General features: G+C 59.9%; 23 protein-coding genes, 1 tRNA gene and 3 pseudogenes. 21 read left to right on the plus strand and 6 right to left on the minus strand.

Going from position 1 to position 26,834, the window contains the following annotated elements; translation table 11 throughout:
- The first annotated feature begins 177 nt into the window (after positions 1-177).
- The 3 genes from ACZ1G0_RS08000 to ACZ1G0_RS08010 all read left to right on the plus strand — a co-directional run bounded on the left by ACZ1G0_RS08000 (position 178) and on the right by ACZ1G0_RS08010 (position 3,800).
- Positions 178-1,866, plus strand: a complete 1,689-nt coding sequence (locus tag ACZ1G0_RS08000) for a hypothetical protein (RefSeq protein WP_472736461.1) — start codon at positions 178-180, stop codon at positions 1,864-1,866.
- On the plus strand, positions 1,859-3,247 hold the full coding sequence (locus ACZ1G0_RS08005) for a hypothetical protein (RefSeq protein ID WP_472736462.1): 1,389 nt from the start codon (positions 1,859-1,861) through the stop codon (positions 3,245-3,247). The genes ACZ1G0_RS08000 and ACZ1G0_RS08005 overlap by 8 nt, the downstream gene beginning before the upstream one ends.
- 130 nt (positions 3,248-3,377) lie before the next feature.
- The gene (locus tag ACZ1G0_RS08010; RefSeq protein WP_472736463.1) at positions 3,378-3,800 is read left to right on the plus strand and encodes a hypothetical protein; all 423 of its coding nucleotides are present in this window, start codon (positions 3,378-3,380) and stop codon (positions 3,798-3,800) included.
- Between the two features lie 74 nt (positions 3,801-3,874).
- On the opposite strand, the gene ACZ1G0_RS08015 is transcribed toward ACZ1G0_RS08010, so the two are convergent.
- The gene (locus ACZ1G0_RS08015; protein WP_472736464.1) at positions 3,875-4,369 is read right to left on the minus strand and encodes a hypothetical protein; all 495 of its coding nucleotides are present in this window, start codon (positions 4,367-4,369) and stop codon (positions 3,875-3,877) included.
- A gap of 567 nt (positions 4,370-4,936) precedes the next feature.
- On the opposite strand from ACZ1G0_RS08015, the gene ACZ1G0_RS08020 reads away from it, so the two are divergent.
- Positions 4,937-5,317 (plus strand): hypothetical protein, encoded by a 381-nt coding sequence (locus ACZ1G0_RS08020; RefSeq protein ID WP_472736465.1) that lies wholly within the window; start codon positions 4,937-4,939, stop codon positions 5,315-5,317.
- A gap of 111 nt (positions 5,318-5,428) precedes the next feature.
- On the opposite strand, the gene ACZ1G0_RS08025 is transcribed toward ACZ1G0_RS08020, so the two are convergent.
- Positions 5,429-5,518: transfer RNA gene (locus ACZ1G0_RS08025), tRNA-Ser, on the minus strand.
- Between the two features lie 182 nt (positions 5,519-5,700).
- On the opposite strand from ACZ1G0_RS08025, the gene ACZ1G0_RS08030 reads away from it, so the two are divergent.
- The 4 genes from ACZ1G0_RS08030 (at position 5,701) to ACZ1G0_RS08045 (ending at position 10,341) form a co-directional block, all read left to right on the plus strand.
- On the plus strand, positions 5,701-8,760 hold the full coding sequence (locus ACZ1G0_RS08030) for a methyl-accepting chemotaxis protein (protein WP_472736466.1): 3,060 nt from the start codon (positions 5,701-5,703) through the stop codon (positions 8,758-8,760).
- 41 nt (positions 8,761-8,801) lie between these two features.
- Complete coding sequence (locus ACZ1G0_RS08035; protein WP_472736467.1) at positions 8,802-9,116, plus strand: response regulator; 315 nt, start codon at positions 8,802-8,804, stop codon at positions 9,114-9,116.
- Between the two features lie 164 nt (positions 9,117-9,280).
- Positions 9,281-9,817: a CheB methylesterase domain-containing protein gene (locus ACZ1G0_RS08040; RefSeq protein WP_472736468.1), complete on the plus strand. Its 537-nt coding sequence runs from the start codon at positions 9,281-9,283 to the stop codon at positions 9,815-9,817.
- A gap of 206 nt (positions 9,818-10,023) precedes the next feature.
- Positions 10,024-10,341: a chemotaxis protein CheD gene (locus ACZ1G0_RS08045; protein ID WP_472736469.1), complete on the plus strand. Its 318-nt coding sequence runs from the start codon at positions 10,024-10,026 to the stop codon at positions 10,339-10,341.
- 42 nt (positions 10,342-10,383) lie between these two features.
- Here the strand turns inward: ACZ1G0_RS08045 and ACZ1G0_RS08050 are convergent.
- Both ACZ1G0_RS08050 and ACZ1G0_RS08055 read right to left on the minus strand, forming a co-directional pair.
- Positions 10,384-11,227 (minus strand): annotated as a pseudogene (locus ACZ1G0_RS08050) (fumarylacetoacetate hydrolase family protein).
- Positions 11,224-11,907 (minus strand): GntR family transcriptional regulator, encoded by a 684-nt coding sequence (locus ACZ1G0_RS08055; RefSeq protein WP_472736470.1) that lies wholly within the window; start codon positions 11,905-11,907, stop codon positions 11,224-11,226. Before ACZ1G0_RS08055 ends, ACZ1G0_RS08050 begins: the two are co-directional and overlap by 4 nt.
- A gap of 140 nt (positions 11,908-12,047) precedes the next feature.
- Between ACZ1G0_RS08055 and ACZ1G0_RS08060 the strand changes: the two genes are divergently transcribed.
- From ACZ1G0_RS08060 to ACZ1G0_RS08115, 12 genes and pseudogenes are all read left to right on the plus strand, one after another.
- Positions 12,048-13,067: a TRAP transporter substrate-binding protein gene (locus ACZ1G0_RS08060; protein ID WP_472736471.1), complete on the plus strand. Its 1,020-nt coding sequence runs from the start codon at positions 12,048-12,050 to the stop codon at positions 13,065-13,067.
- 104 nt (positions 13,068-13,171) lie between these two features.
- Positions 13,172-14,338 (plus strand): mandelate racemase/muconate lactonizing enzyme family protein, encoded by a 1,167-nt coding sequence (locus tag ACZ1G0_RS08065; protein ID WP_472736472.1) that lies wholly within the window; start codon positions 13,172-13,174, stop codon positions 14,336-14,338.
- Between the two features lie 48 nt (positions 14,339-14,386).
- Positions 14,387-15,217 carry a TRAP transporter small permease subunit gene (locus ACZ1G0_RS08070; protein ID WP_472736473.1) on the plus strand — a complete coding sequence of 277 codons (831 nt, stop codon included), beginning with the start codon at positions 14,387-14,389 and terminating at the stop codon, positions 15,215-15,217.
- A gap of 3 nt (positions 15,218-15,220) precedes the next feature.
- Positions 15,221-17,032, plus strand: a complete 1,812-nt coding sequence (locus ACZ1G0_RS08075) for a TRAP transporter large permease (RefSeq protein WP_472736474.1) — start codon at positions 15,221-15,223, stop codon at positions 17,030-17,032.
- Positions 17,002-18,117 carry a mandelate racemase/muconate lactonizing enzyme family protein gene (locus ACZ1G0_RS08080; RefSeq protein ID WP_472736475.1) on the plus strand — a complete coding sequence of 372 codons (1,116 nt, stop codon included), beginning with the start codon at positions 17,002-17,004 and terminating at the stop codon, positions 18,115-18,117. The genes ACZ1G0_RS08075 and ACZ1G0_RS08080 overlap by 31 nt, the downstream gene beginning before the upstream one ends.
- Complete coding sequence (locus tag ACZ1G0_RS08085; RefSeq protein WP_472736476.1) at positions 18,114-19,058, plus strand: phytanoyl-CoA dioxygenase family protein; 945 nt, start codon at positions 18,114-18,116, stop codon at positions 19,056-19,058. Before ACZ1G0_RS08080 ends, ACZ1G0_RS08085 begins: the two co-directional genes overlap by 4 nt.
- 7 nt (positions 19,059-19,065) lie before the next feature.
- Positions 19,066-20,549 (plus strand): annotated as a pseudogene (locus ACZ1G0_RS08090) (UxaA family hydrolase).
- On the plus strand, positions 20,546-21,370 hold the full coding sequence (locus ACZ1G0_RS08095) for a Gfo/Idh/MocA family protein (RefSeq protein WP_472736477.1): 825 nt from the start codon (positions 20,546-20,548) through the stop codon (positions 21,368-21,370). The pseudogene ACZ1G0_RS08090 and the gene ACZ1G0_RS08095 overlap by 4 nt, the downstream one beginning before the upstream one ends.
- Entirely contained in the window at positions 21,355-21,606 is a 252-nt protein-coding gene (locus tag ACZ1G0_RS08100) for a hypothetical protein (RefSeq protein WP_472736478.1), read from the plus strand. The genes ACZ1G0_RS08095 and ACZ1G0_RS08100 overlap by 16 nt, the downstream gene beginning before the upstream one ends.
- Before the next feature lie 35 nt (positions 21,607-21,641).
- Positions 21,642-22,373, plus strand: a pseudogene (locus ACZ1G0_RS08105) (NAD(P)-dependent oxidoreductase); the annotation flags it as partial.
- Positions 22,374-22,491: 118 nt separating this feature from the next.
- Positions 22,492-23,214: an SDR family oxidoreductase gene (locus ACZ1G0_RS08110; RefSeq protein ID WP_472736479.1), complete on the plus strand. Its 723-nt coding sequence runs from the start codon at positions 22,492-22,494 to the stop codon at positions 23,212-23,214.
- The gene (locus ACZ1G0_RS08115) at positions 23,214-24,098 is read left to right on the plus strand and encodes a DMT family transporter (protein ID WP_472736480.1); all 885 of its coding nucleotides are present in this window, start codon (positions 23,214-23,216) and stop codon (positions 24,096-24,098) included. Before ACZ1G0_RS08110 ends, ACZ1G0_RS08115 begins: the two co-directional genes overlap by 1 nt.
- Here the strand turns inward: ACZ1G0_RS08115 and ACZ1G0_RS08120 are convergent.
- The gene (locus ACZ1G0_RS08120) at positions 24,086-24,880 is read right to left on the minus strand and encodes an NAD-dependent epimerase/dehydratase family protein (protein WP_472736481.1); all 795 of its coding nucleotides are present in this window, start codon (positions 24,878-24,880) and stop codon (positions 24,086-24,088) included. The genes ACZ1G0_RS08115 and ACZ1G0_RS08120 overlap by 13 nt on opposite strands.
- Before the next feature lie 51 nt (positions 24,881-24,931).
- On the opposite strand from ACZ1G0_RS08120, the gene ACZ1G0_RS08125 reads away from it, so the two are divergent.
- Positions 24,932-26,071, plus strand: a complete 1,140-nt coding sequence (locus tag ACZ1G0_RS08125; protein WP_472736482.1) for a mandelate racemase/muconate lactonizing enzyme family protein — start codon at positions 24,932-24,934, stop codon at positions 26,069-26,071.
- Between the two features lie 9 nt (positions 26,072-26,080).
- Here ACZ1G0_RS08125 and ACZ1G0_RS08130 read toward each other — a convergent pair whose 3' ends face one another.
- Positions 26,081-26,815: an SDR family oxidoreductase gene (locus ACZ1G0_RS08130; RefSeq protein ID WP_472736483.1), complete on the minus strand. Its 735-nt coding sequence runs from the start codon at positions 26,813-26,815 to the stop codon at positions 26,081-26,083.
- Between the last annotated feature and the right edge of the window lie 19 nt (positions 26,816-26,834).

Genomic DNA, 26,834 nt, shown 5'->3' on the forward strand with positions numbered 1-26,834 from the left:
GCATTATTTATCATTTGGGGGCTAAGGCAGCTGAGAAGGTTGACACTTGCTGTCGCGTTTTGCCTGAATGCCAAAAGGTGCAAGCTCAGCTAAACATACAGTGAAAGCCGAATATGAGCTTGATCTGCGAACAAAAATTTGGAGAAGAAGCCAAAATTCGAACTATTGGAGGCAGGGATGACTACAAAGCGGGATTTGGACGCGGGACTAGAGCAGCTGCGAAACGACGCTGCTGAGCAAAACAAGCTATACGTATCGTCGAAAATTGCGCTCTACAACGCGCTTGTCGACACATATCTGTGGTGGCGAACAGCTAGTCAACGAGATGGCTACTTGGAGGAGCAGTTTGAACAGAACAGAATTAAGTACCGTACACAGCTTAATCGCCCAAACTTCAATCCTGTCATTCGCCTAGTTTTCAATATGCAGCAGCACCTACAGAATGTGCAAATCAGCAACTGGGGCAGTGCGCTAAATGCGATCGATGACGAATATGTGCGGAACGGTCATATTTATCGAAACAGGGACGCAAGGGCGGAGCTAGTTGATTGGATTGATGACAACGGTGGCTTGCGGGGAATTTGTGGAGCAAAAGCGCAGGAAATTGAAGCGCATGGTTACGACTACAAAGACGCAGGCAATAAGAAGAAGACAGCAAACAACACAGAGCAGAAGGCAAAGCAGAGACTAGAAGTGTTGGAGCTAAAGAAGCGAGCTATTTCTGGAACCAAAACCGCGCGCACATTTGAAATTGGTGAAGTTGGCATAGGCGACGACGATTTGGTTGTTGTATTGGCGAAAGCGACCGGCAATGGAAATGAGTTGAAGGTTGTTGGAACAACGGCACAGCAAGGACTTGTGGATGACGCAGTAATGAGTGTTGGCGAGGTAGAGCTTGCCAATGCCCCAACAACGCTTCGCATGCTCTGTGAGGCAATCAACCTGAACACGATCCCAAAAGCACTGCAAAAGTATGGAGCAAGAAAAAATTTCTATGGAAAGACAAAAATCGAAATCGAACTTGATGGAAAGAAGAGCAGGCTTAACGAGCAAGCACGCTTGGTTTGGCAACGCGACGGTACGATACTTGTATCAAAGACTTCAACTGAAGCGAGCTTAACAACCTACTACATCCCAAGTAAAAAGTTTGTACTTGAGCAAGATATTTGGCTGCGCGGCAGTGATAGATACTGGCTTGAGACGGAGCTTATCAACGAAAGTGAAATCGCTCTGTATGATGCTACAGACTTGGAAGAACAGAAAAACAAGCAGCTACTCGCAATAAAGCAAGTGGCGCTCAAAAACACGCTCACAAAGCATCAGCGCAACATATATTTCTACGATTTTAGCAGAATTGACGATGCTACGATGCATCAACCTGCCGTCGTTGAGGAAGGCATAACATATGACTGGGTTGTGAAGGGCAATACGTCTTTCTTTAGGCGTCTGTTTGAACAACACTTTGATGGCTGGCAGCATAGAGTAAAGCACAGATTGCACACGGCAAACAACAAGGCAGTCGCCTTTGACGTGAGCCAAGACGGGATCGTTTGCGAGAAGAAATGGGACAAAGCTGAAGCTTGTTTTACCCAAAGCGGTCCGCGCTATCTAACTGGGTTCAGCGACGACGCGGACGTTGTTGGCGCTGGTAGAATTATGTTTGCACCTACGGATATTATTTCTGCGCTGGAAATAATTTCTAAGAGTGTTGTCGTAGGTGATGCGGTGGAAATGAGCGGCAATGAGGATTTGCTTTTCATTAATTTTAGAAACGACATCGCTGAAATCAAAATATTCATTCCAAGCTGCACCATAACGGGACGGCGCAACGGTAAGCATTTCAAGCGGTTCTCTGCAAATGACTGAAAATCTTACAGGGCAGTATGAAGGATACGCGGTATATCTTCCGTCTCTTCAGTCGCAATATGCAGGCTTTGCCACAAAAACCAATGCCGAAACGACAAGAGACGCAAAGCGGATCCCAAAAGGCTTTAAGACAGAATGGCTGAACTTTTTGGACACGAGCAGCAAGCTCTGGCACTGCGGTTATACGCTGTATAGCTGCGGGCAATTTGACAGCAAGCAGATACGAAGCAGGGATATTGTTGCGGAACGCAATGTAGAAGACAGTGTTGTTGTTGGCGACAGTGGCGGCTTCCAGCTTGGTACGGGAGCTATCACTAGCAAGGCGGAGTACGAGCACTTGGAGCGCCACAAGCACGATGCTGTGGCGCAATATGACTTGTGGCAGCAGTGCGGGTTTAGGGAGCGCACTTTACGCTGGTTAGACAGATATACTGACTACGCGATGACGCTTGATATGGTGCTTTGGGCGGCAGAAGAATACGGCAACGCAAACGCAAAAAATTCCCAGCTTCGCAAGCTAAGTGTTCAGCAACTCATCGACCTGAGCGTCGAAAATCTGCGGTACTTTTCGGACAACAGAGGACGAGGCAGTAGAAGCACGAAGTTTTTGAACGTGCTGCAAGACATTGGCAACGGCACAGGCGAAGCGTGGTACCAGGCAGTCAAAGACTTCGAATTTGAAGGCTATGCGCTTGGCAGCGAAACGGGAGGACTGACAAACAGTTTATGGTGGCTGAGGCGGCTACTAGATGACGGCAAATTGGATAAGAGCGAATGGGTGCATGTACTGATGAAGTCGCCGCCCGTAAACAGCGTGGTTTATAGCGCTGCTCAGCGTGCGCTGCGCAGAGTGCTTGGCAGGACAGATTTTACTATCAGCATGGATAGTAGCTCGCCGCATCAAATTGCTGGCAAACAGCGCAGACTTGTTGTTCCGCCGCGATTTTCAAGTGACAGCAAAACTTGGAAAGTAAAGAGCTGGGCAATGCCACAGGACATTCGCATTGCACGCGGTGAAAAGCTGTTAGCTTTTCCTTTCGCATCGCCACTTGCTAAGTACCTCACTATTAATGACTTAATGGCACATGACATTGATGATAGCGACTACTTCACAGACACGTGGAGCGAGCAATTGTTGGTGAACCACAATATTTACACGTATCATCGCTATAGCATTGATGCTTGCAACACGGTGTTTGGCGATGAAAAAAATCACGCAAACGTGCCACCTGAGCTGCTTGAGATTGTTGGCTTAGTTGATCGCTACTTTGAGGAAGAGCGCGCTGATAGGATTATACCGCAGATTGACGATTTGCTGGAAAGCACGCGGCGGCAAGATCAGCAAACGCTCGACGATCAAAGCGACACAGCAGTAAGTTAAAACTCTTTACTATGCCCGTTGCTTAACTGTCAGTTGCTTAGTTTCATATATGATTGAAAAGCCTAGGTTTTCGGTCGCTCTGCGTGTTCGTTGACCACATACTTGCGATATGAGCGCAAGGAGAAACGACATGACACAACTGGCAAAACTGACGGTAAAGACGGTGAAGCGGGCAAATGCGAAAGACCCAACGCAACAGCGCCGCGCAAAGCTGATCGCAGCCATCGAAGAGCAAGCGAAAGTGTTTGCTGCAAAGCTGAAAGGCGACGTGCATCAGGTACGCACAAAGGGTTGGGCGACGAACGAACACGGCGAAAAAGTTGCCATTGAGAAAATGCGACAGGTGCGCGCTTGGTTCTTTGAGCAAGACGGCGGCTGGTATGTGCAGTGCAGATACGGCAGCAAAGTGCTGGACTTGGGCAAAGGCAACGCTGTGTTTGTGAAAGAACTGAAAGACGTAGAAGGCGCGCTGGAAGCGTTTTTGGTTGCCACGCAACAAGGCGAACTGGATGCTGCGATTGAGGCGGCACTGAGCAAGCGCAAAGCTGCATAATCGACACTGGCGCGGACGGGTTTTGTTGCTTGAAATAAAAGCAAGCGTCCGCGCTAATTTTCCGGCTCAATGAGCTAGCAGCGAAACTGAGACTGCGCACGAACAGATTGAATGATGCTGCCAGCGCCTTGCAACGAAAATGGACCAAGCGTGTTGCCGCCGAACTCAAACGCAACTGTGTCGTGCTGTTCAAACCATTCCACAACGCTCAGCCAATGTCCCAGTGCTTCGCCAAAGTTGTCGAAAGCAAAGCGCAAAGTGTACGGCGGCTCTGTCGCGTTGCCATACGGATCTTCAAGCGGTCCCGCATAGACTTCTGCAACATGCATCGCCGACCATTCTATCCGTTCTGCGCCATCAAAAATGAACGTGACGCGGGGATTGGATTGCGGAGAGATGCGTTGCGTTGTGAAGACTTCCAAAGTTGGACCACCGAATGCGTGCGAGCATGTGATTGCAATGCTTTGGTTTGGTGACATTGCGACAGTGCCGTCAAAATCCGCATACCATTGCGCGTGCGCGGTGCTGCCAAAGACAAGAAACGCCAGAAAAGCTAAAAGTTTTCGCATCGAAGATTCCTCAATATTGCCCGTATGCAGCTTACTTGAGCGTTGAGCCTGTGAGCAAGCTGACCTGGTCGCGCTTGCGTTAGTCAGCTAACGATCATTTTTCTCGCTGTCGTTCACGTCCATTACCGCGCTCTTAGGCACGCTGCGCGCGCGTTGTAGCTAGGGGTTTGTTGCTAGCGTTGCCCAACCCAACCAATGCCTTGTTCAGCGCTGTATGACGATTTTTGAAGGGGGTAGGGCGCTTGATTGCTTGATTGGCGCTCGTTGTGCTGCTAGGTGATTGATAAAGCAACACAATACGCGAAACAGCCGTTTTAGCAGATTGTTAGCAGAATTTTGCGAATATGCGTAACACATTGATCTTTATGCAACAAATGCACGGTCCGAATAGCCAAGCGGTAATCGCTGGACGATTGTGTCGAAAGGGCCGCCCACTGGGTGGCCCTTTTGCGTCAGGGGAAGGCCCGCGCGCTTGTCCCCGGGTTCACCGGTGCAACATTTCCCATTTTTCGCATTTGGTCGTCGCCATACACCGAAAGGGTGCAAGGTAACTAGGAAAGTGGTAAGATGACCAAAGTACATTTCGTAAAAGCGCTCGCAGTTTTGGCGGCGACTCTCTCTACCGTGACGATCGTTAAGGCTGACACGGCGATGGATGCGATGGCAGGCAGCCAGCGCGTCGTCCAGATCGCTGGGGCCGTCTGTGCCGAGGATCGGCAACAGCTGGCGGATTGGGGTGCGCGCACCGGCGGGTTTGCTGCGATGGCCGCGCCGACGACCAGAAAGCTGTTTGCCGGGTGTAGCAACCGTCAGGAAGTGATCGTCGGCACCGCACGCAATTTTGACACGCAGACTGCTGCCGATACTGCGGCGCTCGCCAAATGTGAAAGCCTGCGCTCAGACGACTTTGGCAAATGTCGGATCGTGGCGCGCAGCTTCACACGCTAAGTCACAGAAATTACGAAATATGGCGTCCCGCATGCGCGGGGCGCTTTTGCGTGTGCGCACCCTGTTTCTGCAGATACTCAGACGCACCGAATAGGTTACTACTGTAAAAGGTGGCGGACAGACAGGGATTCGAACCCTGGAGACGGTCTCCCGCCTACACACTTTCCAGGCGTGCGCCTTCGACCACTCGGCCACCTGTCCGTGCCGGTGGTTTAAGAGGACAAGGTAGGTGTGTGCAAGACCCAATGTGAACAATTTTCCGGGTTTTTGCGCCCCGGCGGACCGGGCGATAAACGAATTCTTGAGACCTTGACCCCAAGGGTATCCGTAAGTGGCGCGCAAAGCCTTGTGCGGCCCGGTATGTCTTTTGAGGGGATCCAAGGATGAAGTTTTTCAACTCTCTGCGGCTAGGCGTAAAGCTGCCGCTGTTCTTTATGGGGTTTGCGCTGATGGCCCAAGGGATCAGTGCATGGGTCGCGATGCACGACGCGCGGTCCATCCTGTTGGATAAGGTGGATGAAAAACTTCAGATCGCCGTGGACGTAAACGGGGCCGAGATAGAGCGTATTTTCGAGACTTGGGGACGCGATGTAGCCTTGGCCGCCAGCAACGAGGGCACGCGGCGGGCGTTGTTCTCGTTCGAAGGGTACTGGCGCGAGGCGGATGGTGACACGCTCGACGCGATCCGGGGTGCGTATTCTGCTGCCGGACCAAGAGAGAGCTGGCGCACTATGGTAGAGCTTCCCGATCAAGCCACCTTCTCGAACACACACATGATGTATCACGGTCGCTTCCAAACCTTCGCAGACAGTGCAGGTTTTGAAGACGTCCTTCTGATCAACACCGATGGCAAGGTACTCTATTCCGTCAACAAGCACGAGGATTTCGGCCTGCCCGTAGGTGCCGGTGCAAACGGTTCGGGCAGTCTGCAGGTGGCCTTTGAGCGTGCCATGGGAACATCTGACCAAGTGGTCTTCTCGGATTTCGGATCCCATAGCGCAACGGGCGATCTTCCCTCTGCTTTTGTCGCAAGTGCGATCCGCAACGGGCGTGGGGATGCGATCGGCGTGCTGGCGGCCCGGATCTCTCAAACGACGCTCAGCACAACGCTGATTGCTGACCCCTTGGTCGGCGAAAATGTCGTGAAGACTATCGTGGGGGCCGACGGTCGGCTGCGTGCCGCTCTTCCGCAGATCGGTGCACAGGTCAACGATCCGCTTTCCGGAACAGTCGTGAGCAACATCATTTCCGGCACGGCCACAGCGGGTCAGGGTGACCTTGTTTCGGGGCTGGTCTACGAAACGGTCGTGGCCAAGACAGCGCCAATCAATGTCCTTGGACAGCAATGGACGGTCTGGCTTGAAAAAGACACCAACGAGGTTTTCTCCTCTATCGTGGGCCTGCGGAACGACCTGCTTATCCAACTGGTGGTGGTGCAGGCCATCATCGCAGCGCTCAGCCTTTTGGTCGCCCGGACGCTGTCGCGCCCGCTAACCCTGGCTGTTGCCCGTATCGGTCGGATTGCCCAAGGGTCCCTGGACGAGGCATTCCCCAAGGATCGCCGCAGTGACGAAGTCGGCAAGATCAATGCCTCTGTTGCCGACCTACAGGCCAGCCTGCGCGCAAGCGCAGAGGCTGCGACGGATCAGACCTTCAAAAGCGCGGCTTTTGAAACTGCCCAGGGGGCTTTGATGATCGCGGACGCTGATCACGTGATCACCCACATGAACGCCAGCATGCGCGCCTTTATGCACACACATGCCGAGACCATCCGCACCCGGCTTTCCGGCTTCGATCCCGATGACCTCATCGGCAAATCCATTGATACCTTTCATGGCAATCCGCGATATGTGCGGGACCGGATCACCGAGATGGACAGCGGTTCCATGACCGCCGATATCAAGATTGAAGATACGCGGATGCAACTCGAAATCAGCCCTGTGTTGGATGAGGGAGGTGATATCCTTGGCTATATCGTTCTGTGGAACGATGTGACTGAAACGCGCCGGATCGCCTCTGTTGTGGCCGGGATTGAGGCTGCACAGTGCTTGATCGAAATCAACGATCAGGGCGAGATCAAGACTGCCAATCAGATCCTCGATGATCGCTTGGGCATGTCTGTTGCCGGTCGCCTGTTTGATGACGTGATGTCCGTGGACACCAGCAGCGACAGCTTGAGCGCAACGATGCAACGCGTGATGCAAGGTGAGGGCCAATCTGTTTTGCTCCGCGCGACGTGCCGTGCGGGTACGACCACGTGGTGGTCCGGTGTGATCAACCCGGTGACGGACACCACGGGCAAAGTCTACAGCGCCGTTGCGATCCTGTCGGATGTCACATCTGCCCGCGAGGACGCAAATCGCAAAGAGGCGGAGTTGGCCGCGCAAACCGAGGCGCAGAACGCGGTCGTGGAACAGCTGCGCGAAGGCTTGTCAAAGCTCTCGGATGGGGATCTCAGCGTACGCGTCACGACGGCTTTCAACCCGGAATACGAAACGCTGCGCTCGGATTTCAATGGAACGGCAGATGCTTTGATGACCGCAATGTCCTCCATCCGTGAAAATGCCGAAAGCATCCGGGGCGAGGTTGCCGACATCAGCAATGCCGCCGCAGACCTGTCTTTGCGGACCGAAAAACAAGCCGCCACCTTGGAACAGACCGCGGCCGCCCTCGAAGAAATGACAGCATCCGTCTCCTCCGCCGCAGATGGGGCAGGGCAGGCGAACCAAATGGTGTCAGAGGCCAAGACCAACGCGGAGCAATCCGGCGAGATCGTGGATGACGCGATCAACGCGATGAGCGCGATCTCACAGTCTTCCCACAAGATTTCCAAGATTATCGCAGTGATCGAAGATATCGCATTCCAAACCAACCTCTTGGCGTTGAATGCGGGCGTCGAGGCCGCCCGCGCCGGCGAGGCTGGCCGCGGATTTGCAGTCGTCGCGTCCGAAGTGCGTGCACTGGCTCAACGATCCTCGGATGCGGCCCATGAAATCAACGCCCTGATTTCCGATAGCACGGGCCAAGTGGATCAGGGGGTCGCTTTGGTGAACCGGGCCGGAGCCGCGCTGAAAGAAATCGTGGGCCACGTCACCAGTATCTCGGATCACGTAGGTGATATCGCGATTTCGGCCAAGGAACAGAGCAGCGGTCTCACCGAGATCAACTCTGCCATGGGTCAGTTGGACCAAGTCACGCAGCAAAATGCGGCCATGTTCGAAGAGACGACCGCTGCCAGCAAAGCGCTAAACCGCGAGGCAGAAGAGTTGATCGGCTTGTTGGAGCACTTCCGTGGCGCGGATGTCGGCACCAAGGCCAAACCGCGCACTGTTTCGGCTCCTGCGCCAGCGCTCTCGGTCAACCGCTCGCCAGCCAATACCGCCGAAGCCCGCGTCGCTGTCCCTCAAACGTCCAACGAACTTGATGACTGGCTGGACTTTTGATGCTCAGTCGCGCCCAAAAACCGATACGCAAGGTCCTCATCGTGGACGACTCGGTCACTGTGCGCAAACTGCTGACCGCAGTGATTAACGAAGCTGACGACTTTATGGTCGTCGGCGAGGCGGAGGATCCTGTCGTGGCGCGCGACATGATCAAGCGCACGCACCCTGATATCCTTGTGTTGGATGTTGAGATGCCACGCATGAATGGTCTGGAGTTTTTGCGTCGTCTCATGGCCTTGCGCCCCATGCCTGTCGTGATGAGCTCCAGCCTTACCCACCAAGGGTCAGAAACCGCAATCCAAGCCCTGTCCTTGGGGGCCGTCGAGGTGTTTGGCAAGCCCGCGGACGGGGGCTAGACGCATGGCGGCAAATCTTGCCGTTGTTGCGGGCGGCGGGCCAGTCACGGCTGCGCGCCCGAGCACAGCCGATGGCCACAGCCAGTGCACCGGTGTCGCCACTGGAAAAGACATCCTTGGATCGCATTCTTGCAATCGGAGCATCGACAGGTGGGGTGGATGCATTGGAACGTGTCTTGGGGCAATTCCCCGCCATGTGCCCGCCCACCCTGATCGTGCAACACATGCCTGCTGCGTTTCTTGTGTCGCTGTCTCAGCGCCTGAACGCGCGTCTTGCGCCCAAGGTTGCGCTTGCGCAAGATGGCTTGGCCGTCGCCCCAGGCCACATCTATTTTGCGCCTGGGGAAGAGACGCATCTTACGCTCCACGCCGATGGCCGCCACTTGAAATTGTGCTCTGAAGATCGTGTGACCGGGCACCGTCCGTCCGTTGATCGACTGTTCGAGTCCCTTTGCCCTGTTGCCACCAAGGTCAGCGCTGCCGTCCTGACCGGCATGGGGCGCGATGGGGCTGCGCAATTGGCACGTTTGCGGTCCTTGGGAGCGTCGACTTTTGCGCAGGATGAAGCCACAAGCGTGGTCTTTGGCATGCCGAGAATGGCGATCGAGGCAGGCGGGGCGGATATGGGCACTCCATTGGAAGACATCGCCAAAGGACTACTGTCCGTGCCTCGCCTATCAACACCAGTTGTGGCGCATTAACCTATGGGGTCGGAGCGGATCATCCACGTGCCACAGGGCACGCAATACGTCTCGGCAGAGGCCAACGTGGTTCTGTCCACGGTTCTGGGGTCTTGTGTGTCCACGGTTCTTTACGATGCGCGACGTGGTGTTGGGGGTTGAACCATGTTCTACTGCCCACACACCGATCAGGCGATGCCATGGGCGCCATGGCGCAGGTTAACCTGATGGAAACGCTGATCAACTCCATACTGCGGCTTGGTGCCGACCGAAGTGCTTTGCAAGCCAAGGTGTTTGGCGGCGCGGCCATGTTGGGGCGTGGCGATCGCATCGGGCAAGAAAATGCAGACTTTGTTCTGGGGTTTTTGAAAGACGAAGGGATTCCCTGCCTTGCTCAATCTCTTGGGGGCACGCAGGCCAGACGTGTTCGGTTCTGGCCAACGACTGGAAAAGTACAGCAAAAAATAGTGAATGAAACCGTGCAGGACCAAGTTCAAACAGCGAATTCTGGCACTGCTGATTTTGAGTTGTTTGGTATGGGATGAAGCAGCGCTTGCCCCGGATGCAACCCGGGGCAAGCACCGTGTCTAGTCAGCCGCCACGGCGGTCTGCTTTTGCGTCCCAAGGCCCTCGACGGTGATTTCCATCTCGTCCCCGGGGGCCAAGAACCGTTGCGGTTTCATGCCCATGCCCACACCGGAGGGCGTGCCGGTCGCAATGATATCACCGGGCTGAAGTTCCATGAATTGCGACATATGACTGATAATTTGGCGCACCGAAAAGATCATGTCCGACGTGTCGGAGGCTTGCACGGTCTCGCCGTTCAACGACAACGAAAGGGCCAGCGCCTGTGGATCGGCCACTTCATCGGCGGTCACAAGATAGGGGCCAATCGGTCCGAACGTGGGCGCGGATTTGCCTTTGATCCATTGGCCACCGCGTTCAATCTGAAACGCGCGTTCAGAGACATCGTTGATCGTGCAATAGCCTGCGACGTAGTCCAGCGCGTCCTCTTCAGACACATAAAGCGCGGTCTTGCCGATCACGACACCCAGTTCGACTTCCCAATCGGCCTTGACCGATCCGCGTGGTATGATCACCGGATCAAAAGGGCCCGACAGCGCGCTGCTGGCTTTTGAAAACACGATGGGCTCTGCGGGGGCTCGGCCCCGGTTTCGGCGGCGTGTTTGGCGTAATTCAAGCCGATGCAGAAAAATTCGGCACATCTGCGAGGCAGGACCCAATCCGCCCAGGCTCGTCGACAATGGGTTGCGCGTCGATGTCGGCGGCCTGCAAGCGGGCAATCGCCTCGAGCGACACGGTGTCCCGGGCGAAGTCGCCTGTCAGGGCCGACACATCGCGCACCTTGCCATCGCTGCCCAAAGCCCCGGGTTTTTCCTGACCTTTAGGACCAAATCGCAGTAGTTTCATTTGTCTCTCCCTTGGATAATGGGATCAGAGGCTTGCTGCGCCGCCTGATCGTAGCGTTGTTTGATAGAATTCATCAGCGCATCAAGATGCTCGTCGATCGCCGTGACAACTTGGGGCGCATCGCGGCGTTTCAAGCCCTCGATGATCCGGGCATGATCGCCCAAGACTCGGGCCTTTTCCTTGCGCCCGCGCGACGACAGGGACCGAACCCGCCACATCCGGGCCAAGTAGGCGCGGTGGGTCGCGATCAACTCTGGGTTGTGCGAGGCACGGGCAATGGCGCTATGAAACTCCATGTCCCGCTCAAAACGTTCGACCGAATCGCTGGTCTCGAACGCTTCGGCCATGCGGGCGTTTGCCTGTTCGATGTTAACGATGTCGTCGGCGGTGGCGTATTTGACCGCCAGTTTTGCCGACAATTCTTCGAGGGCGATCAGAACCACAAGGTTGTCCGTGGCCTCTTTGAAGGACGGATTGGCGACAATCGGACTGCGGGCAGGGCGCAAATCCACCAATCCTTCTTGGGCCAAAATGCGGATCGCCTCGCGCATGGGCGTGCGGCTGACGCCAAGGGCGTCGGCGTTGTCGCGTTCCTTGATGGGTGCGCCCGGCTTTAGGGTGCCGCGCAGAATCTCGCGGCGCAATTGGTCCGCAATCGTATGTGCCCGGGTGTTTTCCACGGGGGCGTCCCTCCCTTTTTTGAAATTTGGTATACCAAACACTGTTGCTTGGGAAGGCAACTTCGGTCTAGCGTACGAGTCAGGATGGTATACCATCTAACAACAGTGGGCGGGGAGGCTCACTACAGGGAGTATTAAAAATGATCAAGAAGTCGCTTTTGGCGACGGCTGCTGCCGTCGCAGTGCTGGCAACAGGCGTTGCCGCAAATGCACAACAAACCACACTGCGCATCCAAACACACCACGCGCCCGAGACCCCCATGGGTCAGTTGGCGACCAGCTACATCGAAGACGTGCAGCGCATGTCCAACGGTGAAATCGCCATCGAGATGTTCTATTCGTCCTCGGTCGTGAAATCCGTTGAGACCTTCGACGCTGCCGCCACGGGTATTCTCGATTGCGACATGACCGGTGGTGGTTATCAAACCGGTAAGAACCCTGCGTTCCAGTTCGTCGGCGACATCATGGGCGGCTATTCTACCCCCATCCAGCAGCTGACATGGCTGTATGAAGGCGGCGGCATGGAAGCGGCCCAAGCTCTGTACAACACCTACGACATGCAGCTGATCGGCTGGTGGGTGCCGGGGCAGGAGTCCCTGTCTTCGACCGAACCTTTGGCGGGCCTCGAAGATCTGCAGAACTGGAAGTTCCGCTCGCCCCCCGGCATGCAGACAGACATCTTTGCCAAGTTGGGCGCCTCGCCCATCGTGATGGATTTCACAGAGATCTTCACCGCGCTTGAAACCGGTATCATCGACGGGGCGGACGCTTCGGCGCTGGCCAACAACGTCGGGCTGGGCCTCTATGACATCGCGGGTCACGCGACGTTCCCCGGCTTCCACTCCATGCCGTCGGATCACCTTGCGTGCAACAAGGCCGTCTATGATGCCCTGCCAGAGCATCACAAGACGATCCTGAACGTCGCGATGGAGGCGCTGTCCCTGCGCACCGCCATGCGGTTTGAGCGCGCAAACGCCGAAGCCGCGGCCAACCTGACCGCACAGGGCATCACCCTGCACACTTGGTCTGACGAGGATCTGGCCGCCTACCGCAAGGCCGCTCAGGAAACCTGGCCCGAGTACGCCACCACGCCTGAGGCCGAAGCACTGGTCGCAAGCCACTTGGCCTACCTGAACCAGCTGGGTCTGGTCCAAGAATAATCCGTCAGGGTTAACCGGGCCGCCCCTGTTCTGGGGCGGTCCACATCATGCACGTACGGCCTTGGCGGTATGTGCTTTCTCCAGTCTTTTCCGGGTGTTGGCGCATGAAGATCACGCAGATCACAAGTCATGTACTTCAGTACGACATGCCCGAAACGCTGGGCTATTCCCAACAGTATTACAGCAGACGCACGGCGCATCTGGTCGAGGTCCGCACGGACGAGGGACTGACCGGCTGGGGCGAGTGTTTCGGACCGGGCGCAATTGCGCTGGCCAACAAGGGCATCGTCGAAGGGGTCATTGCCCCCATGGTGCTGGGCCGTAACCCCATGGACCGCGACGCGATCTGGCATCACGTTTACAACATGCTGCGCGACCACGGGCAAAAGGGTATGCCCATGCAGGCCCTGTCCGGGGTGGATATCGCCCTTTGGGATATCGCGGGGCAGGTGGCGGGGCTGCCGATCCACCAGTTGATCGGTGGCGCACACCGCCATGACGTGCCCGTCTATGGCTACGGCATGATGCTGCGCCCGGACATGGATGCGGCCAGCATGGCCGATCTGTTCCGCGACGAGGCCGCTGCGATCATCGGCGCAGGGTTCAAGGCCACCAAGATGAAAGTGGGCCTGGGACCCCGTGATGATGTCAAACTGTGTGCCGCCGTAGCAGACGGGGCCGGGGAGGCGCGGTTCATGGTGGATGCCAACCACTGCTACACCACGTCTGACGCCTTTTACGTGGGCCGCGCCCTAGACGAATTGGGCGCCTATTGGTTCGAAGAACCCGTGGCCCCCGAGGATCACGCCGGCTACCGCGAATTGCGCGCGGGCCTACGCACCAACATCTCGGGCGGGGAGGCTGAGTTTGGCCGGTGGGGCTGGCGCGCCATCCTGGAAAACCGGGGGCTCGACATTGCCCAGCCCGAGGTCTGCGCCCTGGGCGGGATCAGCGAATACATCCGGGTGCTGGCCCTGTGTCACGCCCATTTCACGCCCGTGATCAACCACGTCTGGGGCAGCGCCATTGCGGTTGCCACCAACCTGCAACTGTTGGCCGCCATGCCCGCGCTGCCCGGTGGTCTGCACCCGTGGGAACCGATGCTGGAATTCGACACCACGGACAACAAATTCCGCGATCAGTTGTTGATGGATCCCTTGGATATCCAAGGTCAGGTCGCTGCCAACGATGGTCGTGTCACCATACCGCAAGGACCGGGGTTAGGAGTGGCCCCTGACCTTGCGTTTATCGAACATTACAAGGTCGCCTAATCGCCCTTGGGGAGGGGAAGCATTATGCAAAGCAAACAATCGGGAACCATGATCGAGTGGCTTATGCCCTTGGCCTTCATCCTGTGCGCAGGCTGGGTCACGTGGCATGTGCCAGCCTTCACGCTGTCTTGGGCACCGCCCGAAACAGACAGCGCCATGGCGCGTCTGTCGGGCCTGTTCGAACGCCACGACGTCACGCCCAATCTGGGCGGACTGTTCGGGGGGCGGGCGGATATCGTGGATTACACCGCCCTGTTGCTGATGCCTGTGTTCTTCGTTCTGGGTGTCATGACCGTGCGCCGCGCCGCCATGGAGTTCGAAAGTTGGAGCGCGATTGACCGTATCGCCGTGTTCATCGGGCGGGTCACAATGCTGCTGGTGGTGCTGCTGACCAGCGTGATGCTCTACGAAGTGGTCCTGCGCTATGTGTTCGAGGCGCCCACGATCTGGGCCAACGAGCTGTCCCTGTGGCTGGCCGGGTTCGTGTTCCTGCTGGCGGGGCTTTATGCCATGCAGCAACGCAGCCACATCCGTATCTTTCTGCTCTACGATGTTTGCCCCCGCTGGTTGCAGCGCACGTTTGATGTGATCTCCACAGGGCTGATCGTCACCTTTGCTTTCTTTCTGGTCTACGGCGGCTATGGTGAGGCCTTTGCCAAGTTCTACCGCTGGGAGACCTTCGGCACGGCCTTTGACCCGCCGTTGCCCGCGACCCTGAAAATGGCTGTTCTGATCGTGATCCCGCTGGTGGCCGTGCAGGCCATCATCAATCTGATCGCCGATTGGAACGCAGAACCCGTGTTGCACACCGCAGCCGATGACATTGACGCAGACGAGATCGCGCGCCTGAAGGCCGCGGCCGGCGTGAAGGAGGACTGACCCATGGACGTTGGAACCATATCACTGGTCCTGATGCTGGCGCTTTTGGTGCTGCTGGCGATCGGGATGCCCCTTGGGCTGGCCTCGGCCGTCTTGGCCGTTCTGGTCCTGTTCATGCGGTTCGAGCCGGACGCCCTGTTGGCCATGTTCTCCTCCGAGATCACCTATACGTGGGGTGAGGGGATATTGACGGGCAGGCCCGGGTCAGGGCCCCTCAACATCCTTGCGCAAAAGATCTACGGGTTGCTGACGGATTATGTCCTGATTTCGATCCCGCTGTTCATCTTCATGGCCGCCCTTCTGGAACGCTCGGGCATTGCCAAGGACATGTATTCGTCGCTGAGCATTTGGTTGAACCGCACCCGCGGCGGCATCGCTATCGTCACCTCGATCATGGCTGTGATCATGGCTGCCATGTCCGGTATCATCGGGGGCGAGGTGGTCCTGCTGGGCCTGATCGCCCTGCCGCAGATGCTGCGCCTTGGGTATAACCAGAACCTGGCCATCGGCACGATCTGCGCCAGCGGCAGCCTTGGCACCATGATCCCACCGTCCATCGTGTTGATCATCTATGGGCTGATCACGGAAACCTCGATCAAGGCGCTGTTCACCGCGTCCTTCCTGCCCGGTTTCATGCTGGCCAGCTTCATCATCATCTACATCATCATCCGCACCAAAATTCACCCCGAGGATGCGCCCCTGCCGGACCCCGAACCGGGCGATCCCGTGGGCCGCGAAAAAGGCGGGCTGTTCATGGCCTTCCTGACCCTACTGGTGGGGGGCTTTTCGGTCGTGCTGTTCCTACGGGCGTTGTTCTTTACCCTGACGGGCCAGAACGCGGTGATCGAGGGCGTGGATCCCATTACACTTGGCACCCCGTGGCACGTGGGCTTCTTCGCGGTGCTGGTCGCAATCTGCGCGGCCTTGGGCTGGTTCTACTACGGCAAGGACAAGGTCCTGCGCGGCTGGTCCATGGGTAAGGGCCTTGTGCCCCCCGTGGTGGTGATCGGCGTCGTCATGGGCTCGATCTATGGCGGCATCACCGGCATCACCGAAGCCGCGGGCATGGGCGCGCTGGCGGTTTACATCCTGATGACCCTGTACCAGAAGACCGGCGCGGAATGGGCCGAGACGGTCAAATCCCACACCGGCTGGATCGTGGGCTGGGTCGTCGTGGTCCTGATCGCCCCGCACTTCATCTGGGGATCTGCGGCGGTGACCATCCCGACGGTCATGCTGACCCTTGGCGCGCTGCTGCTGTGCACCCTTCGGATCCCGGCGGTGGTGGACGGGCTGTGGGACAGCCTGATGCGGACCCTGAAATCCACGGGCACCATCATCTGGGTCACCATCGGGGCGGCCGCGCTGGCTGGGGCCTACACCATTGCGGGCGGTCCCACTTACGTGGCGAACTTCATCATCGGGTCTGAACTGTCCACCATGATGATCATCCTGTTCATGATGCTGATCCTGTTGTTCATGGGGGCCTTCATGGACTGGGTGGGCATCGTGCTGCTGATCATTCCGGTGTTCCTGCCCATCGTCCTGCGCCTGCCGGTCGAAGAAATCGGCGTCTTCGGCCAGTTGGAGCCGCGCCACGTGGCCATCTGGTTCGGGGTCCTGTTCTGCATGAACATGCAGGTCAGCTTCCTGTCGCCGCCCTTTGGCCCTGCGGCGTTCTACCTGAAATCCGTGGCCCCGGCGCACATCAGCCTGACCGATATCTTCCGCGGCTTCCTGCCGTTCATCGGCATTCAGCTGTGCGCGCTGGCGGTTCTGCTGCTGTGGCCACCGATCGTGACGTTGCTGCTGTGACCCGGATCGACAGGGTCCAGACGGATCACTACCTGATCCCGCTGCCCCGTGTGTTGGAGGATTCCATGCACGGGGCCATGGCCGGGTTCGAGGTTGTGACGGTGCGCGTCACCGATACCGATGGGGCCATAGGCGTGGGCTATACCTTCACCTGCGGCGTCAATGGCGGTGCGATTGCCAACATCCTGACCCGCGAGATGGGGCCCATGGTGCTGGGCCGCGACCCCGCGCTGATCGAGGCGATCTGGAAAGACGTCTTCTGGGCCTTCCACTACGGCGGGCGGGGCGGGCCGACCATGTTCGCCCAATCGGCCCTGGACATGGCCCTGTGGGACCTCAAGGCAGTGCGGGCGGGCCTGCCGCTTTATTCCCTGCTGGGGGGCTATGACCCTTCGGTGCCGTGTTATGCCGGGGGCATTGATCTGGACCTGACGGCGGCGCAGCTGGTGGACCAGACCCACGCCAATATCGAAAACGGCCACCGGGCCATCAAGATGAAGGTGGGCCGGGATCGGTTGTCCGAGGACGTGGCGAAACTGTCGGCCATGCGCGACACTTTCGGCCCCGATATGCCTCTGATGGCCGATGCCAACATGAAATACACCGTGGCGGGGGCCATCCGCGCCGCCCGGGCCTTTGTGGATTTCGACCTGACGTGGTTCGAAGAACCGATCCCCCCGGACGACCCCGCAGGACACGCCCGCGTGCAGACCGAAGGGGGCATCCCCGTGGCCACGGGCGAAAACCTGCGGTCCGTGTGGGATTTCAAAACCGTGATCGAGGGCGGCGGCGTCAGCTTTCCCGAACCTGACGTCACCAATTGCGGCGGCGTCACCCCGTTCATGAAAATCGCCCGACTGGCCGAGGCGCACCATTTGCCCGTGACCTCTCATGGGGCGCACGACATTACCGTGCACCTTCTGGCGGCCTGTCCCAACCGCTCCTACCTGGAGGCCCACGGCTTTGGGCTAGAGGCTTACGTCGAAACACCCCTGCGGATCGAGGACGGCCATGCCATCGCCCCGGACCGCCCGGGCCACGGTGTGGCCTTCGACTGGGACAGATTAGAAGGAGTACGAGCATGACCCTGACCGCTGCACAAATCGACACGTTCCACCGCGACGGAGTGCTGGTGGTGGACGATGTCCTGTCGCCCGACTGCCTGTCGGACGTGCGCGCCGAATATGCCGACCTGCTGGATCGTCTTTATGCCGATTGGCAGGATCAGGGCCTGCTGCCACAGGGGCAGGGCGGCGATTTCTGGGACAAGCTGCTGACCAGCTACAAGGCCGGACTGGACTGGTTCCAGCCCATGGATATCAGCCTGCCCGGGGACGCGATCACCCGCGACACGCCGTTCCACTTCGGCCCCGCCGTGTTCGAGATGATCCGCCACAAACGCCTTTTGGACATCGTCGAGGCGCTGATCGGACCCGAGATCACCTCGAACCCGATCCAGCACGTGCGCATCAAGCCCCCGGCCGCTGATCTGACCGCAGACGAGGCGCGGGCGCATATCACCGCCACAGCGTGGCACCAAGATCGCGCCGTGGGCCACGCGGACGCGGACGGCACCCAGATGGTCACCTGCTGGCTGGCGATCACCGATGCCACGCCCGAGAACGGCTGTCTGCAGGTCGTGCCGGGCAAGCCGCAGATGTATCCCCATTGCCCGCAAAAACAGACCTCGATCGCCCCCGGCGCGCTGGACATGACGCGGGCCCGGGCCTTGCCAGTGCGGGCTGGGGGGGCCGTGTTCTTTCACCCGCTGACGCCCCATGCCAGCCTGCCCAACCGCACGGACGGGTTCCGGTGGTCCTTTGACATTCGGTTCAACGTCACCGGACAACCCACGGGCCGCGCACACTTTCCGTCCTTTGTAGCGCGCTCCAGATCTGCCCCCCAGACCGAATTGCACGACTGGCAAGCCTGGCGCGCAGCGTGGCAAGAGGCCCGCGCGCGCCTGTCTGACGCGCCCCATATCCCGATCCACCGCTGGCGCGCCGACGCGCCGGTCTGCGCCTGAGGCCCCTATGAAGACCGTCCAACTCTCCGCCACCGACAATGTCGCCACCGCCGTCACCCCCCTGGAGGTCGGGACCGAAGGTGCCATTCAATTTATCCCGCGCGGCCACAAGATTGCCCTGACCGATATCGCCAAGGGGCAGCCGGTCACGAAATACGCCCAGACCATCGGTTATGCGTCCCAGGACATCGCCAAGGGCGCCCATGTGCACACCCACAACCTTGGGTTTCGCGCGGTGGATCAGGCCTATGAGTTTGCCACCAACCTGACCCCCGTGGCCCCCGCCACCGGCGACACCTTCATGGGCTATCGGCGGGCCAATGGGGTGGGCACGCGCAACTACATCGCGGTGCTGACCTCGGTGAATTGCTCGGCCACGGCGGCGCGGATGATTGCGGATCATTTTACCCCATCCGTGCTGGAATCTTATCCAAACGTCGACGGCGTGTGCGCATTCGTGCACGGGACGGGCTGCGGCATGGCCGACAGCGGCGATGGGTTCGAGGCCTTGCAACGGGTGATGTGGGGCTATGCCAAGAACCCGAATGTGGGCGGCGTTTTGATGGCCGGTCTAGGCTGCGAAATGAACCAGATCGATTGGTTAGTGGAGGCTTACGGGCTGACCCCCGGTCCCCTGTTCCAAACCATGAACATCCAGGACGTGGGCGGTCTGCGCAAAACCGTGGCGCTTGGCATCAAAAAGATCGAGGCGATGCTGCCCGAGGTCAACAAGGCCAGCCGCACCGAATGCCCGGTGTCTGAGTTGATGGTGGCCCTGCAATGCGGTGGGTCGGATGCGTGGTCCGGCATCACCGCGAACCCCGCTGTGGGCTATGCCTGCGACCTGCTGGTGGCCCAGGGGGGCACCGGGGTCTTGGCGGAAACCCCTGAAATCTATGGGGCAGAGCATCTTTTGACCGCCCGCGCCAAGGACCGCGCCACCGGCGAAAAGCTGATTGATCTGATCCATTGGTGGGAGGATTATACGGCGCGCAACAAAGGCTCCATGGACAATAACCCCAGCCCCGGGAACAAGAAGGGCGGTCTGACGACGATCCTTGAAAAGTCCTTGGGCGCTGCGGCCAAGGGGGGACGACCCCGCTGATGGGGGTGTACAAATACGCCGAACCCGTACGCACCAAGGGCTTTGTGTTCATGGACAGCCCCGGCTATGATCCGGCCAGTGTTACGGGCCAGATCGCCAGCGGCTGTCAGATCGTGTGCTTTACCACCGGGCGTGGGTCTGCCTTTGGGGCCAAGCCCAGCCCGTCGATGAAGGTCGCCACCAATTCCGAGCTGTTCGCCCGGATGCCCGACGACATGGACGTGAACGCAGGCACCATCCTGACCGGTGAAAAAACCGTCGAGGAGGTGGGCCGCGAGATCTATCAGATGTGGCTGGACATGGCCTCGGGCAAGGTCAGCAAGTCCGAGGCGCAGGGCCTTGGCGACTATGAGTTCGTGCCATGGCAAATCGGGGCGGTGATGTGAGACTGCCTGTCGCGGTCATGGGCGCGGGCCTGATCGGGATGCGCCATGTGCAGGTGGCGCAGGCCAGCGACAAGGTGCGCCTGTCAGCTGTGGTGGAGCCGGATGATGCACTCCGAAAAGTATTGAATGACAAAGGTTTACGGGCTGTTTCTGATGTGATGGATCTACCTGAGGATACTCGGGCTGTCATCATCGCCACCCCCACACCGGCCCATTTCGAGGGGGCCATGGCCGCGCTAGATCGCGGCTGCGCCGTGCTGGTGGAAAAGCCGATCACGGGCACCTTGGGCGAGGGTCGGGCGTTGATCGACCATGCCAAAGACACCCCCCTGATCACCGGGCACCACCGCCGCTGTCACCCCTTTGTGGCCGCGGCGCAGGCGCGCTTGGCGGGGCTTGGCCCCATCGTTGCGGTGCAGGGGTTTTGGTCCCTGCGAAAGCCCGATGCCTATTTCGACGTGCCATGGCGGCGCGCGCCCGGGGCCGGGCCGCTGATGACAAACCTGTCCCATGAGTTGGACCTTTTGCGCCTGCTGGTGGGCGAAATCAGGGAGATCACGGCCACCACGTCGACGGCGCGGCGGGGCCTTGCGGTCGAGGATACAGCGGCCCTGACCCTGCGGTTCGAGGGCGGCGCGCTTGGGTCCTTTGTGGTGTCAGACGCGGGCGCGTCCCCTTGGGCGTTCGAGGCCGCGACCGGCGAGAATCCGGGCATTGCCGCCAGCGGTCAGGACTATCTGCGCATCACCTGCGAGGGGGGCGCGCTGGCCTTTCCCAGTTGCACCACGTGGACCGGGGCCGCCGATTGGTCCGCCCCCTGACGATGACGCCCGCTGCGACATTCGCAAAGATCGACCCGATTGCCGCGCAGCTGGACCGCTTTGCCGCTCTTGTGGGGGGCGCGCAGGACCCGGGACTGGCCACGGGGGCGGACGGGCTGGCAGCGCTGGAATGGACCTTGGCCGCGGCCCTTTCGGCGGACACACAACGCCCTGTGCACGCGGGGCATACACCTGACACCTATCGTGGACCAATTCAAAAGGAAGTCGCAGCATGACCAAAGAGACAATCGGATTTATGGGCCTTGGCCTGATGGGCGCAGCCATGGTGGAGTGTTTGCAAAAGGCGGGCCACCCGGTCATCGCACTGGCCAACCGCGACCGTACGGGGATTGACGCCGCCATAGCGCGCGGGGCCACCGAGGCTGCCAACGCGGCCCAGCTGACCCGGGACGCGGATATCGTCATGCTGTGCATGGGCACGTCAGAGCATGTGGAGGGCCGCGTTTACGGCGACGACGGCATTTTGTCCGCTGTGAAGCCGGGGCAGGTTGTCATCGACTTTGGCACTTCGCTGCCCGGGTCCACCCAAAAGATCGCCGCCGATATGGCCGAAAAGGGCGCGGCGTACCTCGACGCCCCCCTTGGCCGCACCCCGGCCCATGCGGTGGACGGCTTGCTGAACATCATGTGCGCGGGGGACAAGGACGCTTACGACCGCGTGCTGCCGGTCCTGCAAACCGTAGGCGAAAACGTGTTCCATCTGGGGGCCTCGGGCGCGGGGCATACGATCAAGCTGATCAACAATTTCTTCGGCATGACCACCGCCGCCGCCATGTCCGAGGCCTTTGCCATGGCGGATCAGGCAGGTGTGGACCGTCAGCAACTGTATGATGTGATGTCCGCGGGGCCCCTGCGGTCGGGCATGATGGACTTTGTCCACACCTATGCCACCACAGGCAAACCAGCCATTGAGTTCTCGATCCAGAATGCGGCCAAGGACGTGGGCTACTACCGCGCCATGGCCGATGGGCTGGGTGTGACCAGTCAGATGTCTGGTGCGGCCAACGACACCCTGCAAGGTGCGATTGCCGCCGGCAAGGGGAGGGGATGGTGGCCGAGCTGGTTGATCATCTGGCCGATACATTCAAGGGAGATCGAAAATGAGACTGGACGGAAAACGCGCCTTTGTGACCGCAGCGGGTCAGGGCATCGGTCGGGCCATTGCCGAACGGTTCGCCGCCGAGGGCGCCCATGTCATCGCCACGGACCTGAACGGCGACCTGGTGGCGGGCGTGGGGGCCGAAAGCCACGCCTTGGACGTGACCGACAAGGCCGCCCTGACAGCGGCGGTGCAGGGGGCGGAGGCGGATATCCTCGTCAACTGCGCCGGTTTCGTGCACGCGGGCGAGATCACCCAAGCCACCGAGGAAGAGTTCGACTTTGCCGTCAACCTGAACATCCGCAGCCAGTTCCATTCCATGCAGGCCGCCCTGCCGGGGATGGAGGCGCGCGGGGCCGGGTCCATCGTGAACATCGCCAGCGTTGTGGGGTCGATCATCGGCGCGCCCAACCGCTTTATCTACGGCATGTCCAAGGCGGCGGTGATCGGGATGACGAAATCCGTAGCTTCGGACTACTTTACACGCGGGGTGCGGGTGAATGCGATCTGCCCAGGCACAGTGGACAGCCCATCTCTCCATGACCGGTTGCGCGCCACAGGCGATTACGAAGCCGCCAAGGCCGCCTTCATCGCGCGCCAGCCCATGGGTCGGATCGGTGAGGCGTCCGAGGTTGCCTCGCTGGCGCTTTATCTGGCCAGTGACGAGGCCGCTTTCACCACCGGCCAGTGCCATGTGATCGACGGCGGCTGGTCCGCCGTCTGATGCGGACCATCGCCCCGCGCGAGGATCGGGCCGCGGCGGGCCTTGGCCTGATGCTGGTCGCCGTGACCCTGTTCATCTGCGTGGACACCTCGGCCAAGTGGTTGGCCGGGGCAGGGGTGTCAGTCGCGGTCGTCGTTTGGTTGCGCTATGCGGGGCACCTCGTTCTGGCGCTGGCGTGGTATCTGCCGCGCGAGGGGGTGGACGCCTTACGATCCGCCAACCCGCGCCTGCAAGCCCTGCGGTCCGCATGCCTGCTGATGGGCACCACCTGCAACTTCATGGCGCTGTCACTGTTGCCCATCACGGTGACCACGACGATCCTGTTCGCAAATCCCATCGTCGTCACCCTTTTGGCGATCCCCATGCTGGGGGAACGGGTAGGCCTGCACCGGATCGGGGCGGTCTGCGTGGGCTTTGGCGGCGTTTTGGTGGTGATGCAGCCCTGGGGCGCGGGCTGGTCACCGGCCATGCTGTGGTCCGTGGCGGCGCTGCTGTTTTCATCCATGTTCTTTCTGCTGACCCGCAAACTGGCGGGGCAGGAATCCGACGCCACCGCGCAGATCTGGCCTGCCGCCTTGGCCACACTGGCCGTGACCCCCTTTGCCATCGCGTTCTGGCAGATGCCGCCCACGGGCCTTGTGATTGCTGTGGGCCTGGGCATCGGAGCCTTTGCGCTGGCGGGGCACAAGGCGAGTGTCGTGGCACACCGGCTGGCCGATGCGTCCATCCTGGCGCCTGTGTTCTACACCCAGCTGATCCTTGCGGCGATCATCGGATATGTGATCTTTGCCACGCCGCCCACAGTTTTTACCCTACTGGGTGGGCTGATCATCGTGGGATCGGGCCTGTACATCTGGCGGCGCGAGCGGCTTCAGTCCTCGTAGTGGCCCGCCTTGGCAAAACCGCCGCCCTGATAGATCACCTCCGGGTCGTTCGGGTCTTCGGGTGGCAGGTCCGCGAACAGATGGGCGAATTCGGCGCTGCTGTCTTGGGGGCGCCAGCCAAGGTAATCCGCATGGCTGTTGTCCCACCAGACTTCGGGGTTGTTGGACACGCCATAGATGATCGGGCAGGCCAAGCGCGGGGCCTCCAACACCCGGTCGATCAGGCGCAACAGGTCGCCCGCCGACAGCCAGGTGGCCAGCATCCGACGGTTGCGCGGGGCCGGAAAGCACGACCCGATCCGTACCAGCGCGCTTTCGATCCCGTACTTGTGCCAATACAGCCGGGCCAACCCCTCGCCATAGATCTTGGCCACACCGTAGTTCCCGTCGGGCCGCGCCTCGGCGTCCGCGCCAATCTTGTCCTCGCGCCTGTGGAACCCGATGGCGTGGTTCGAGGAGGCGAACAGCACCCGCCGCACGCCGGCCTTGCGCGCCGCTTCATAGACGTTGTAGGTGCCCTCGATGTTCACGCGATGGATGAGGCACGCCTCCTTTTCCACTGAAATACCACCGAAATGCAGGATTGCATCGCATCCGTCCACGGCCGCGTCCACCTGCGCGCGGTCGGTGACATCGGCCATCACCCAGTCCTCGCCCGGCTGTCGGCCGTCCTGGGGCTCGGCCACGTCCGACAGGCGCACGGGGTGACACAGCTGCCCCAGCATGGGGCGCAACTGTGTCCCGATCCCACCCGATGCGCCTGTAAAAAGGACCTTGCCCATGTCACTCTCCCCTGTTTGATCCCAGCCTAGACCCAGTGCCGGAGCGTCGCAATGAAGATCACCTGCATCACCCCCCATGTCCTGCGCCACACTTTGGCACAACCGTTTCAATCGGCGTTCTCGATCTTCACGGACCGTTGGGCCTGTGTGGTCGAGGTCGAATGCGACGACGGCACCATCGGCTGGGGCGAGGCGTTGGGCCCGTCCCGCACGCTCGCGGGGATCATTACCGACATGGCCCCGCTGTTGCTGGGCAAGGACCCGCGACGGGTCGAACCCCTGTGGACCCGCGTCTACACCCAATGGCGCCCACAAGGACACACGGGCTTGGCCGTGGCGGCCCTGTCGGGCATCGACATCGCCCTGTGGGACATCTGGGGCAAATCCCTTGGCCAGCCGATCCATGCGCTGGCAGGCGGGGCTTACCGCGCGTCGGTGCCCGCTTACGCCACGGGCGGCTTCAACATCCCCGGCCAGGACCGGATCGAGACGCTGGTCCAGGAAGTCACCCGCTACAAGGCCGCAGGCTTTCAGGCCACCAAGATCAAGATCGGTTTCGGCCATGACCTCGACGTAGCCGCTACCCGTGCCGTGCGCGCCGCCATTGGCGATGACATGGCCCTGATGGTGGACGCCAACCACGGCTACGATGCGACCGAGGCCATCGCCTATGGCCGCGCCGTGGCGGACCAGAACATCGCGTGGTTCGAGGAACCCGTGGTCCCCGAACAGATCAACGCCTATGTGGATATCCGCAACCGCCAACCGATCCCGCTGGCCGGCGGAGAGACGTGGTACGCCCGCCACGGCATGGCCCCCGCCCTGACCAAACGCGCCGTGGATATCCTGCAACCGGATGTGGCGGGATGCGGCGGCATCACCGAGATGCGCAAGATCGTCTATCAGGCCGAAACCCACGGCATCCGCGTCACGCCCCACGTCTGGGGCACGGGCATCGCCGTGGCCGCATCGCTTCACATGCTGGCAACCCTGCCGCCCGTTCCCCAACGCCATGCGCCCAGCGACCCATGGTTGGAGTTCGACCAGACCGACAACCCCTACCGCATGGCGATCCTCGACAAACCGATCACGCACGACCGGGGCCAGGTTGACATTCCAACCGCCCCCGGCCTCGGCATCACCGTGAACCGCGAGGAACTGATGCGCTGGTGTGTGGCTTCATTGGGTTAAAAATACCCACTACCCCCGCCCGATATAGGGCATGCCGCTGGCCATCAGGGTCATGAACTGCACATTCGCGCCCAAAGGCAGCCCCGCCATGTGCAGCACGGCATCGGCGATGTGGGCCGCGTCCATCACAGGCTCCACGGCCACGGACCCATCGGCCTGGGGCACACCCTTGGTCATCTTCTCGGCCATATCCGTCAGGGCGTTGCCGATATCAATCTGCCCGCAGGCAATGTTGAACTGCCGCCCGTCCAGGGACAAACACCGGGTCAGCCCGGTCACCGCGTGTTTCGACATGGTATAGGGTGTGGATCCATAGCGCGGCACATGGGCCGAGACGCTGCCGTTGTTAATGATCCGGCCCCCTTGGGGGTCTTGCGCGCGCATGTGCCGAAACGCGGCGCGGGCGGCATAGAACATCCCGTCAATGTTGATCCGTGACAGGGTCTGCCAGTCGTCTGCGCTGATCTCGTCTATCATGGCGGTGCCCAGGGACACGCCCGCATTGTTGAACAGCGCGTCAATCCGACCCCAATCGCGCGCGGCGGCATCGAAGGCCGCGTCTACCGCCTCGGGCTCCGTTACGTCCAGCGCCATGACCCGGGCGGCGCCGTGCCCGTCTGCCGTTTCTTCCAACGCCGCGACCCGGCGCCCGGCCAAACCCACGTCCCAGCCTGCGTCCATAAACGTCCGCGCCGTGACCCGTCCAATACCCGATCCGGCCCCGGTGATGATGATAGTTGGCATCGCTCTCTCCCTTGCGCTT

This window comes from Thalassobacter sp. HA4-2 (assembly GCF_055693705.1).